The 11,961-nt window shown below is 45.7% G+C and carries 9 protein-coding genes and 1 riboswitch; of the genes, 4 read left to right on the top strand and 5 right to left on the bottom strand.

Annotated elements, in window-relative coordinates; translation table 11 throughout:
* Positions 1-5: 5 nt before the first annotated feature.
* The 3 genes from RE317_RS15150 to RE317_RS15140 form a co-directional block, all read right to left on the bottom strand.
* A complete protein-coding gene (locus RE317_RS15150) occupies positions 6-2,282 on the bottom strand; it encodes an anaerobic ribonucleoside triphosphate reductase (protein WP_005838694.1) in 2,277 nt (758 codons plus the stop codon).
* 29 nt (positions 2,283-2,311) lie between these two features.
* Positions 2,312-2,495, bottom strand: a riboswitch (cobalamin riboswitch).
* Between the two features lie 81 nt (positions 2,496-2,576).
* Positions 2,577-3,212: a hemolysin III family protein gene (locus RE317_RS15145; RefSeq protein ID WP_008667865.1), complete on the bottom strand. Its 636-nt coding sequence runs from the start codon at positions 3,210-3,212 to the stop codon at positions 2,577-2,579.
* A 4-nt stretch (positions 3,213-3,216) separates the two neighbouring features.
* Entirely contained in the window at positions 3,217-4,719 is a 1,503-nt protein-coding gene (locus tag RE317_RS15140) for a CCA tRNA nucleotidyltransferase (protein WP_008667867.1), read from the bottom strand.
* 17 nt (positions 4,720-4,736) lie between these two features.
* On the opposite strand from RE317_RS15140, the gene RE317_RS15135 reads away from it, so the two are divergent.
* Positions 4,737-5,561, top strand: a complete 825-nt coding sequence (locus tag RE317_RS15135) for a hypothetical protein (protein WP_008667869.1) — start codon at positions 4,737-4,739, stop codon at positions 5,559-5,561.
* A gap of 87 nt (positions 5,562-5,648) precedes the next feature.
* Here the strand turns inward: RE317_RS15135 and ruvA are convergent, their stop codons facing one another.
* Entirely contained in the window at positions 5,649-6,242 is a 594-nt protein-coding gene (gene ruvA / locus RE317_RS15130; protein WP_005838686.1) for a Holliday junction branch migration protein RuvA, read from the bottom strand.
* A gap of 175 nt (positions 6,243-6,417) precedes the next feature.
* On the opposite strand from ruvA, the gene RE317_RS15125 reads away from it, so the two are divergent.
* Together RE317_RS15125 and lgt are read left to right on the top strand one after the other, a co-directional pair.
* On the top strand, positions 6,418-7,317 hold the full coding sequence (locus RE317_RS15125; protein ID WP_005838684.1) for a diaminopimelate dehydrogenase: 900 nt from the start codon (positions 6,418-6,420) through the stop codon (positions 7,315-7,317).
* Positions 7,318-7,423: 106 nt separating this feature from the next.
* Positions 7,424-8,230, top strand: coding sequence for a prolipoprotein diacylglyceryl transferase (lgt, locus tag RE317_RS15120; protein ID WP_005838681.1), 807 nt, complete (start codon positions 7,424-7,426; stop codon positions 8,228-8,230).
* A 41-nt stretch (positions 8,231-8,271) separates the two neighbouring features.
* Here lgt and RE317_RS15115 read toward each other — a convergent pair whose 3' ends face one another.
* Positions 8,272-8,883: an HU family DNA-binding protein gene (locus RE317_RS15115; protein ID WP_008667872.1), complete on the bottom strand. Its 612-nt coding sequence runs from the start codon at positions 8,881-8,883 to the stop codon at positions 8,272-8,274.
* 635 nt (positions 8,884-9,518) lie between these two features.
* Between RE317_RS15115 and RE317_RS15110 the strand changes: the two genes are divergently transcribed.
* Entirely contained in the window at positions 9,519-11,837 is a 2,319-nt protein-coding gene (locus RE317_RS15110) for a TonB-dependent receptor (RefSeq protein WP_005838677.1), read from the top strand.
* The last annotated feature ends 124 nt before the right edge of the window (positions 11,838-11,961 follow it).

Below are 11,961 nucleotides of genomic sequence, written 5' to 3'. Positions count from 1 at the left end.
GCTGATTATCCATGCTTTACCCGGTCACGTTCTTCAGCACGCTTGGCTGAATTCCAAGTGCTGAGGTCGCCTGTCAAATACCCGGTAATGCGACGCATTCGCATTATATTCTCGCTCTGGCAAACAGGGCACTTGTCGTAAATGACTCCTTTGTAACCGCAAGCCTGACAAGTATCAACAGGATGGTTGATGGAACCGTATCCAATGCCTTCGTCATGCATTACTTTTACAATCTTGGCTATGGCTTTTACATTTTTCTGAGCTTCTCCGTCCAGTTCCACGTAAGTGATATGCCCTCCGCGGGTAATGGCGTGGAAAGGAGCTTCCCGTTTTATCTTCTCGGTGATGGTGATGGGCTCTTTTACATCTACGTGGAAAGAGTTTACATAATAGTCATTGTCCGTCACGCCGGGAATGATGCCGTATTTGCGGCGGTCCATACGGGTGAAGCGTCCGGAAAGTCCTTCGGCAGGAGTGGCAAGTACGGAGAAATTCAACTGATATTTCTGTTTGTATTCGTCTGCCACTTTATTCATTTCCGTAACGGCTTCGAATAATGTATCCCATGCTTTCTGGCTATGTGCGTGACCTTCTCCATAAAGAGCCATCATGGCATTGTGTCCGCCGATAAAGCCTATCCCTAATGTGCCTTGACGCAATACATCCCCCACCTGGTCGTTGGGCGAAAGTTTTCCTCCGCCTTTCCACACATCATTCCCCATCATGAACGGGAACTGGCGTGCCAGGGCTGTACGTTGATACTGGTAGCGTGCATACAATTGTTCGGCAATCAGTTCGGACAAAGCATGTACACTTTCCATGAATATTTCTTTTGCTTTTCTTTCTATGGCCTCTTTCTTGCCTGACTCTTCCAGACTTTCTGCCTTGATGCGTGCTTCGATGGCCAGCCGGGGCATATTCATGGTGGTGAATGACAGGTTGCCACGTCCTAATGAACTTTTTTCACCTGCTATATTTTCGTATACGCGGGTACGGCATCCCATAGTTGCCAGTTCATAGCGGTAACGTTTAGGGTCCTTGATATCCCATTTCTCATTTTTGTTATAAGGAGTATCCAAAAACATAAAATTAGGGAACAAGGCTTTTGCGGTGGTACGGCAGGCTTTCAGAAACAAGTCGAAATTGGGAGCTTGGAATTCCATTTTGCCTTCCAGTGCCGCTTCGAAGTTTTCCATGGCTTTCTTATAGTCCTCTTCGGAATAAGATACTCCGTCTTTAACCTTGAATATCTGTATGGGGAAGACCGGTACTTCGCCACGGGTACCCAGGCCTTCGATGGTAGCTTTCAGCAGTTCCTCTATGACCATGCGGCCTTCGGGAGAAGTGTCTGTTCCATAATTGATGGAACTGAACACGACTTGATTTCCCCCTCGCGAATGCATGGTGTTCAGGTTGTGGATGAATCCTTCCATGGCCTGATGTGTATCTTTGCGCGTCATGGCGTATGCTTTCTCTTCAATTTTCTTGAGAGCCTCTGTTCCGGGTTCTTTTCCCTCTACTTCTATATAAAACTCGGTTAAAGTTTTCAGATGTTTGCGAAATGTCTTCCGTACCCCTTCCGCCATAAAGAAGTCGAAGGCGGGAATAGCTTGTCCGCCGTGTTGCTCGTTCTGGTTTGTCTGGAATATGATGGTGGCCAGAGTGGCATAACTTTGAATGGACTGTGGAGTACGGATACTTCCGTTTTTAGTGCGGAAGCCGCGTTCGAACAAGTCATCCAGGTCATATTGGATACAAGTGGTAGTCTTGGTGGGATAGTAATCCAAATCATGTATATGTATGTCGCCCAACTGATGTGCTTCGGCATATTTTTTAGGCAACAGGTATTTATAGGTATAGTCTTTAGTAACTTCCGAGGCAAAAGTCATCATCTGTCCGGCGGGAGTATGGCTGGACATGTTGGCATTACTCAGGTTGACATCATTTTTGTCGATGGCTACAATGCCGTCCATGATGTGCTTCATTTGCGTTTTACGGTCGCGTTCCGTATTCCGCCATTCGCGATAAATAATATATTTCTTGGCCACTTCGGGACGTACTTTCATCAGTTCCTTTTCTACCAGGTCCTGAATCTCTTCCACACTGATGGTTGGAGATACGAAATTGCTGATAACCCGCATGGTAATTTCAGCAATCAGTTTGTCTTCATTGTCAATTCCGGAGGCATGGAATGCCTTGCCGATTGCATTTTTAATTTTACTGATGGAAAAGTCTTCCCGCTTTCCATCACGCTTAATAATACAAATCTCAGCGTAATTCATTGTTTGAAAAATTAATTGTTAATTTAAAAAACTTGGCTGTCCTTCCAGGCAGGTTTTCTGACTTATCTCTCCCTTAAAACGCCTTCCCGCAAATGGTTTTGTAGTGGCATATTGTTTCAGCTCTACGAGAATTACAGCAGCGGGTACTGTTGCTGATTTTCACGGCATTCCCTCTTGGAAGTGGTTAACTTCACCTTGTCGGACAGCTGCAAAGGTATAACATTTTGGGAAACTTTCTGTTTAAAAAATGAATAAAAGTTTCCCAAAACGGATAACTTATTGAAGATGGGAAGGTTATAAAATGTACCACAATGCCATCATGTGACAGACCGTTCCTCCTAATACGAACAGATGGAAAACAGAGTGCATATAGGGCAATTTGGGGAAGGAATAAAAGACAGCTCCGGTGATGTAAGACACTCCTTCGCCGATTAACCAATAAATAAAAGCGGGAGGCACATGTTGGCAGAGCGGCTTGAAACCTACAAAAATGCTGCATCCCATGGCTATATAGCAAATTGTTTCTAGGTTGCTATGTTCTTTCAGGTTACAAAAACATAGAATGATCCCGGCGAGGGCGCATAGCCATACGAAACTAAAAATTCCCCATCCCCAATAATCTGCTTCCCGCAAGGCTATCAGCATGATGGGGGAATAGCTGCCTGCGATATGCAGATAAATCGAAGCATGATCGAATTTGCGCAACACTTCGCGGTGAGGAGATGGTTTGCTGGCATGATACCAGGTGGAGCTGATATAGGAAGACAGCATACCGAATAGGTAGAGCCACATGCCGCCTGTTGCCCACGGATTGCCACTTTTCATGGCAGTAAGCAACAGATAACCGCCGCCGGCGATACCTATTAGGATACCAACGCCATGTGACAGGGTATTGGCCCACTCTTCTCCTTTGGTATAGTGTATGGTCAATTTCTTATAAGTTTTTGGGAGTTAATCCCATGCTTTTTGCTTTCTTCAACATGTGTTCTAAAGCGGCATCATGTTCATTAGGGATGATTCCATCCAGTATGGCATCCTTGATAGAACTTTTCAGACTGCCTATTTCACGGCAGGGCTGCAGGTCGAATATCCGCATAATTTCTTCTCCGTCTACCGGAGGTTGGAAATTGCGTATCCGGTCTTTTTCTTCCAGGTCTTTCAGCTTCTGGCGTACCAGTTTGAAGTTATCCAGGAATTTTTGTTTTCGTGCTTCATTTTTTGAAGTGATGTCCGCTTCGCACAGCAGCATCAAGTCGTCAATATCATCTCCGGCTTCAAAAAGCAGACGTCGCACGGCGGAATCGGTTACTACATCATCTGCGATAACAATGGGGCGCATGTGCAGGCTGACCAACTTTTGGACATATTTCATCTTCTCATTCATGGGCAGTTTCATCTTGCGGAAGAGATCCGGAACCATTTTCTCACCGATAAAGTTATGATTATGGAAAGTCCATCCTATACGTGGCTCCCAGCGTTTGGTACGTGGCTTGCCTATATCATGCAACAGCGTAGCCCAACGCAGCCATAGGTTGTCGGTATGTTTGGAAATATTGTCCACAACTTCCAGGGTATGATAGAAGTTGTCTTTATGGGCACGCCCGTTCCGGGTTTCCACTCCTTGCAGCGCCACCAGTTCGGGGAAAATCAAAGGCAGCAGTCCGCAGCGGTCTAGTTCTATAAAGCCTTTGGACGGTATGGGGGCGAGCAGGATCTTGTTCAACTCGTCGGCGATGCGCTCTTTGGAGATAATATGAATGCGTTCCTTGTTGCGTGACAGTGCTTCGAAAGTGGTGTCGTCAATATAGAAGTTCAGTTGTGTGGCAAACCGGACACAACGCATCATGCGGAGCGGATCGTCACTGAAAGTGATGTCCGGGTCCAGCGGTGTACGGATAGTTCTCTCTTTCAAATCGTCCAGCCCGTTAAAAGGATCTACCAGTTCACCGAAACGTGCTTTGTTCAGGCACACTGCCATGGCATTGATCGTGAAATCGCGCCGGTTTTGGTCATCCTCCAGGGTGCCGTCCTCTACTACGGGCTTACGGCTGTCATGGCTGTACGACTCTTTACGGGCACCGACAAATTCCACTTCCGTGTCATGGTATTTAACTTGTGCCGTGCCGAAATTCTTAAAAACAGAAACGTGTGCTCCGCGTCCCAGCTTCTTGCCGAAGGTCTGTGCCATTTCAATTCCGCTTCCTACTACTACAACGTCTATATCTTTCGAGGGACGTGCCAAAAATATATCTCGTACATAACCTCCTACAACGTAACATTCCAATCCCAGTTCGTCTGCCGTTTCGGAGATTAACTTGAATATCTTATTATTAAAATGTTCTTTTAGTTCCATATTCATCTTAAAGAGGGGCAAATTTACGATTTTTTGCGCAGGATAAGGAGAAATCACGCAATTAAATTGTATTTTTGCCTGCATATAAAACGATCAAGTACATGAAAAAGATAGGATTAGTAGCATTATTTGCCTTGTTGCTGGCCGGTTGTGATGATGGCGGCGAGAAGAAAGCGCAAGAAAATTTGCGTAAGGCCGAAGCGGCTTTGGAAAAAGAGAACTTTAATGAGGCCAAATTGCAGATAGACAGTATCCGCATCCTTTATCCGAAAGCGTTTGAAGCCAGAAAACAGGGAGTCAAGCTGATGCAGCAGGTGGATTTGAAAGAACAGCGGAAAAGTCTGATTTACCTGGATAGCATGATGGTGGTGAAACAAGCTCAGCTGGATTCCGTCAAGGGTAATTTTGTTCTTGAGAAAGATACTGCATATCAGGAGGTGGGTAACTATTTTTATCCCACCCAGACGGTAGAAAAGAATATAGGCCGTTCATTCTTGCGCGGACAGGTGAACGAGCAGGGGGAAATGTCCCTTACCTCTATTTATTGTGCTGGCGGCACGTTGCATCACACGGCGGTGAAGGTGAGTGTGGGGGGTACCTTTGCCGAAACTCCCGCCTCGAAAGACAGCTATGAAACCACTGACTTGGGCCGTGCAATCGAGAAGGCCGATTACAAGATGGGGGAAGACGGCGGCGTTATCGCTTTTATTGTAGCGAACAAAGATAAGAATATCCAACTTCAGTTTATCGGAGACCGTACTTATAAAACAGCTATGCAACCCAATGACCGTAAGGCAATTGCAGAATTGACGGAGTTGGCGCGCATCCTGTCCGGCATGGAACAAATCCGTAAAGATAAGAAAGAAGCGAACTTGAAAATAGAGTTTGTAACCCGCAAAATGCAGGAACAGGAGGAAGAGAAGTGATGTGGATGGGAACACAAACAATGCGGATCTTGAAGAGAATCTCCCCAAAGTCCGCATTGTCCGTGTTCCTTGTTTCATGTACAGCCCTTACAATCGCTTCAGGGCCAGCTTGATCACTTTCTCTACCGGGGCGGCAGGCTCCTCTTTCAGTATGGCAGCCACTACCTTTTGTGATGCGGCTTGTGCGAATCCCAGCATGGTGAGTGCGGCGACAGCCTCGTCATGAATTTCCGTATTGCCCGGATTGGCAAACATTTCACTGTTCACCGTTTCCACGCCCGAAGTGGCGATCTTGTCCTTTAAGTCCACTATGATGCGTTGGGCAGTTTTCAGGCCGATGCCTTTTACTGTTTTCAATAACTTGTCATTACCGGAACTGATTACTCCGCACAGCTCGGAAGGGGATAAGGCCGACAGAATCATACGTGCCGTGTTGCCGCCGATGCCCGATACGGAAATCAGTAACAAAAACAACTCCCGTTCCTGTTTGGTCGAGAATCCGTAGAGTACGTAGGCATCTTCCCGGATCGCTTCATAAATATATAATTTCGTATTGCTCTGATTCTGAATGGCCGAATACGTATTCAATGAGATATTGATGCCATACCCCATCCCGTTACAATCTAAAACCACCGTTGCCGGAGTAATCTCCGCAATGTCTCCTTTAATATATTCTATCATGGTTGTTTCATTTGAAAATTTACAGTTCTTTGCAAAAATAGGACATCTATCTTTTAAATTATAAGTTCGGCAAGAATATTTTTAAATTATTAGGTCGTAGTGAACAAAAAAACGAGGCAAAATGTTTATTTTTGCAGCGAATTAACAGATAATAGTAAACTAAACCCAATAAAAGATGAAAAAAATAAGAGCGGCCGTGGTTGGATACGGTAACATTGGTCAGTATGTAGTGGAGGCTTTGGAAGCTGCTCCCGATTTTGAGATTGCAGGTATCGTCCGTCGTAGCGGTGCGGAAAACAAGCCTGCCGAGTTGGAAGCATACGCTGTGGTGAAAGATATAAAGGAATTGAAAGATGTGGATGTGGCTGTGCTGGCTACTCCGACCCGTAGCGTGGAAGAATATGCGAAAGAGATTCTGGCAATGGGTATCAATACGGTAGATAGTTTCGACATTCATACGCAAATCACTTCTCTCCGCCGTTCATTGGATGAGTCGGCAAAGGCCGGTAAGGCTGTCGCTATTATTTCTGCCGGATGGGATCCGGGAAGCGATTCTGTAGTCCGTACACTGCTGGAAGCCATCGCTCCGAAGGGCATTACTTATACCAATTTCGGTCCGGGACGCAGCATGGGGCATTCCGTAGCAGTCCGTGCCATTGATGGAGTGAAGGATGCTTTGTCCATGACTATTCCTGTGGGAACCGGTATCCATCGCCGTATGGTGTATGTGGAACTGGAGGAAGGTGCGGACTTCAAGACTGTGGAAGCCGCCATCAAGTCGGATCCTTATTTTGTAAATGACGAGACACATGTAAAACAAGTTCCATGTGTGGACGATTTGAACGACGTGGGTCATGGCGTTAACCTGGTTCGCAAAGGGGTATCGGGCAAGACTCACAATCAGTTGTTCGAGTTTGACATGAAGATTAATAATCCGGCTCTTACCGCGCAGGTGCTGGTTTGCGTGGCACGCGCCTCCATGAAACAGCAGCCCGGATGTTATACCATGATCGAAGTTCCTGTAATTGATCTGCTGTGCGGCGACCGTGAGGAACTGATTGCCCATTTGGTATAAAGAGGTTTCCTCAAAAAGAACGATATTCTGAAAATCTCTTCTCTGTTTTATTCCGGAGAAGAGATTTTTTTATTTCCTTTGTGTTCATAAACAAAGAAATAGAACAATGATAGCAAGTATTGTATGGGATGTGGATCCTATCTTATTTAAAGTAGGTAGTTGGGAAGTGCGTTGGTATGGGCTGATGTGGGGCCTTGGTTTCATATTGGCTTATGAAATGGTAAGCCGTTTATTCAAAAAAGAGAAGTATCCGGAAGAGTGGGTGGACAAGCTTTTTGTCTATTGCATAGTCAGTACGGTCATTGGCGCCCGTCTGGGGCACTGTCTGTTTTATGAATGGGACTATTATGGCGCCCATCCTGTTGAAATATTCAAGATTTGGAAAGGCGGGCTGGCAAGTCACGGAGGGGTGTTCGCCATCATTCTGGCTCTGATGTGGTACTCGAAAAAAGTAACCCGGAAAAGTGTGTGGTGGTTGTTTGACCGCATGATACCTGCTGTGGCGATTGTCTGCTTCTGTATCCGTTTTGGTAATTTAATGAATTCCGAGATATTCGGATATCCCACCACGTTGCCTTGGGGATTTGAATTTGTCCGTTCCCGGGAGTGGCATCAGCTGTATGAAGGTTTGCCTTGCCATCCTACTCAGATTTATGAAATGCTGTATTGCCTGGTTGCCGGTGTAACTGCCTGGGTGATGTACCATACATACCATTTACAAAAGAGGGTGGGATTAATAACCGGAGTAAGCTTGCTTATATTCTTTGGCACTCGCTTTGCTCTGGAGTTTATGAAGAATCCGCAGGTTGCCGAAGAGGCGGATATGACTTTTAACATAGGGCAGTGGCTCAGTGTGCCGCTGATTCTGCTGGGGGCGTATCTCATAGCCACCAGCCGCACCCGGAAAGAATAAAGGTTCCGGGAGAGGGGGGAAGCAGGTGAAAGGATACCTTTTCAGCCTTCCGGCATCGCCCTGTATATCACGTGCGGGGCGCGTCCGTTTCTTTCTATTTTCTTTTCGCTGCTCCATTGGCGTAGTTCGCTGCCGGCTTTTGTTTTCAGCAACCCTGTCAAGGCACAATATTCCTTGCAAGTGATAATGGAGTGCTCTTTCAGATAATTTGTCAGCCGTACAAAGCGTTCTTCTGCTGAATATCGGGTGGAGGAGGTCCGGAAACCATATTCCGCCCGTTCCAGCTTTCCTTTGCTTCGTACCTCCTTACGGAATTTCCGGGTGGGTTTGAACTTTATGTTGTCAAAATGTACCGATGCGGCGCGTATCTCGCTTTTGTCCGTTACCTTGCGGCAAGTCAGTGTGGCCGAGAATGTGCCCAGTTCTCCCAGTTTTACGTTATAACCGTCTGCCAGGTAATTGGCGATAATGCTTTCCAGGTCACATAACAGACCGACGACGGTCCCTTCGTGGACGGTAGAACGCCGGGCGATGTCTTTAGCCAGGTCTTTCAGGTTTTTTGTGCCCGATACTACAATTTGCGGATACAGGGTGGGCTGTTCCTTCTCTCCCTGTATGTCGGGGGAGGTTTTGAAATCATACTTTGCTGCCATGTTTAATGCTTTTTAATAGGGAGATTAAGTCGTTTCTTGCTGAACGCTAAGGGGATTCTTTCTATTAACTTCTATAGACGCAGGCAATGGACCGTACGGTTTACTGTAGTGGACTGTACGGTCTGCTATAGTGGATTGTACAGTCTGCCATCGGAGTCTGTCTTAGTATTCAGGACAAAAGTACTTAATCATACTGGAAAAACCTATTAATTCATAGGAGAAAAGAGCTTGTACGGGCAAATTAGATGTTTCCCTTGAAGGTTTGAGGGGTTTTCCTTTCATTGTGGTGTCTTTCTTTTCAGTTGGTGTGCTGTAAAGGTAAGTGTTTTATGCTGATTACCGGCATACTTCGGATAGAAAAAGAGGAGGCGGGCTGACAGTAGGCTGAAGGATTATCCTTCAGGTGTTTTCTTCGATGGAATGGGGAAAAACAGCCCAAACTGAAGGCTGAAGGAAAATTGGCATGAATTTGTTTTTAGAGGTGAAAAGGCGTATGGTTCACGAGAAATGTTACATAATCCGTCACTTTTGTTGCAATGAAACAAAAATGCCGGCAGCTGTAACAAATGTTTTATAGAGGTTGCCGGCTGTCCCCTACCTTTGCCTCAGAAAAACTTCTAAAAACATTTAATGCTATGAACAAAAATCAGCAAAAGAACCGGATGGGCGCGGTCATTATTTTACTTGCCGCCGCTTGCTTGAATGGTTATGCACAACAAGATTCTACCAAAGTGTCCTCTGATTCGAAAGAGGAAGGCAATCGCAATGTCATGTTGAATGCGGCTAGTGCCAATGGTCCTCGTGAAATCTCTATCGGTCTGCCCGGTGGTGATGTGAATGTACTCGAAAATGGTCTGCCTGTGGTATATAATTCGAATCCTCATAATGTAAACACGCATTGGCGCGGAGACAGCAGCTTGGGACATACCGGATTGCTGAAGATTTCCGAAACAGCGATTACTACCGGTAATATAGGTTATGCTGTCAATTCGTTTACGGAACTCGGCTTGGATAAAGAGAAGAAAATGAATGGTGTGCTGAACTACGGCACCAATCATTTCGGTAAACAGCAATTTGACTTCAATCTGAATGGAAGCATCGGAAAAGATTGGTTTTACAGCGGCAGCATCTATCAGAATTTTGATCCGGGTTCGTTCAAACTGCGTTTTGCGCAATATCAGGACCGGACTCAGATCTATAAGTTTGCCTTGACCAAGTTCTACAATGAAGGACGTGGACAGCTCTCTGCCATCTACCATTACAGCAACAGCCATTGGTTGTCCAATGCTACCACCGGTGCACCATTTATTTATGTAGGCGATGGGAGTGTGAAGGAAATTCCCGGTTTCGGACTGGGGACTTCTTCTTATCTGCCCAATGTATCGGATATGGTTTATATGGACATGCGTACCGGCGAGATGAAAAAGATCAGTCTGTATGATGCTACGGCCAGTAAAGGAAATCAGTTGACGGTTCTGAACCGTTACCGGTGGGATAACGGGTTGGAGTGGAAAATCAATATGAAGTATGACCATGCTTTGGGTTCCTATCTGTACCAGACTCCGATGTCTATGGAGCAGAAAGTAGGAGCCGACGGCTATAGCACCAAAGGACTGGATGGAACATTGAATCCTTATGAGGGATATGTACAGAGCCGCATGTCCTGTTTCAACCGGGGGAATATAGATGAGTTCTTCTTTACCACCGAGTTGTCGCGGAAGTATGATGATATGACTTGGCGTGTGGGGGTGAACGAATGGTATTATGATGTGGACTATGCTTCGAACACTACCATGTATGACCATACGGTGGAAGAATATCCCCAAATGTTGTACAGCGCCGATACGAAGGATATTCATCATTACGGAAACACTCCTTATTATAATCTGAACCAGAATGCTTCCGAATATTACAAAGGACATGAAAACAAACTGGCTCTTTATGCTACTCACGACTGGGACATCACCGATAAATGGAATGTGTATTATGGCGCACGCTTCGAGTACCAGCGTCTGGCAGGAAAGAACCTGGCGGTATATAATGCCGAAGGCAATCCGGTAGGCCGCTTTGCCGGTTATCATATCGGGGCAGTTGCAGCCGATGGTACGAAGATAGCTCCCCGTTATTTCAGTTACAACTGGCTGAACATGGCTTTCACGGCTGCCGCCACTTATAAAATGACAAAGCAGTTTGGCTTTACCGCCGATTTCACCTACAATACCCAGCGGCCGAATATGTCGAACTTTGCTCCTGCCGAGATGCCGAATGTAGATAAGATTACGATTCCGTTGGGGCGTGCGGGTATTTATTTCAATAATGACTGGATTAGTCTGACCTCACTGTTCAGTTACATTGCCAAGACTAACAACAACTCTACCTTGAATCTGATTAATCCGAATAATGATAAGGATATTAAGGCGGCTGCATTGAGTTATGATATTGAAACAATAGGGTGGACGACGGATGCGGTGGTGAAACCTTTCAAAGGATTTGATTTCCACTTCCTGTTCACTTACCAAAGCCCGAAGTATAAGAAGTATGAAACGGGAGTGACCTTTAGTGACGGGACAACATCGGGTATCAATGCCACCGGCAATATCGTTACCGAAATTCCGAAGGTGCTGATTGAGCTGGACCCTAGTTACAACATTACCAAAGACTTGAAGGTATGGGCCAGTTTCCGTTACTTCAGCAAGACGTATGCAAATATTAAAAATGCTTATTATTTCAACGGCCGTTGGGAAACATTCGGTGGAATAAACTGGAATGTGAACAAACATCTGTCCTTAAGCGGAACTGTGATAAACTTCTTGAACCAGACCGGGGCGAAAGGAAGTATTTCGGGAGCCGAGCTGGTAGATAAGGAGAATGCGGCGGCATATAACGGCGCATGGATGGCAGGCAGCTATATCCGTCCGTTCACCGTAGAATTTGCGGCGAAAATAACATTCTGATTCAAGAGGGATTTAATTCTTCTTTATGGTGGAAAAGTAACATTTATACATAAGAATGAAACAAATGTTTCAGCCGGTAAGGCAGGTTTCCGTTAACTTTGCCGATAACGAAAAACAATCAAAC

It is taken from the genome of Phocaeicola sp. GP0067 (assembly GCF_031119655.1).
Classification (GTDB): domain Bacteria; phylum Bacteroidota; class Bacteroidia; order Bacteroidales; family Bacteroidaceae; genus Phocaeicola; species Phocaeicola vulgatus.
This window is presented reverse-complemented; position numbering and strand designations above follow the sequence as displayed.